1 pseudogene is annotated in these 509 nt (G+C 50.7%); it reads left to right on the top strand.

The annotated features are described in order from the left end of the window. Window positions 1–78: 78 nt before the first annotated feature. Window positions 79–387: pseudogene (locus ACSZO1_RS22710) on the top strand (tyrosine-type recombinase/integrase); the annotation flags it as partial. Window positions 388–509 lie beyond the last annotated feature (122 nt).

Here is a 509-nt window from a genome sequence, read left to right as displayed (position 1 = left end):
AATAGTAAGTCCGTACGGTTCTGAGTTGCTGCATATTGCTATTTTAAGTCAATATACGGTATGTATGAGACGCTTACCAATGATGCCGGTAAGCCAATGAGTGAGGCCAGCATCAACCAGGTGATCAAACGCATCGAATATGACGGCAAAGCCACAAGGCACGGTTTCCGGCACACCATGAGTACCATTCTGCACGAACAGGGGTACAACACCGCCTGGATTGAAACGCAGCTGGCGCATGTCGATAAAAACTCGATCCGTGGCACTTACAACCACGCCCAGTACCTGGACGGCCGCCGGGAGATGCTTCAATGGTATGCCGACTATATGGAGGCGCTGGCGAACGGCGATAACGTGGTTCACGGCACATTCGGGAAACTAGCTTGACTGGATGAATAGACAGTGTTAAGCGATAGTAGTAGACTTCAGTAGACGGCGGATTCAACTCCGAAGTGCAACGCTAAGCCGCCAATCTTAGCTCTGCAAACACCACAGACGGTTGCCTGAAT

Source organism: Erwinia sp. V71 (genome assembly GCF_965644245.1).
Taxonomy (GTDB): domain Bacteria; phylum Pseudomonadota; class Gammaproteobacteria; order Enterobacterales; family Enterobacteriaceae; genus Erwinia.
This window is presented reverse-complemented; position numbering and strand designations above follow the sequence as displayed.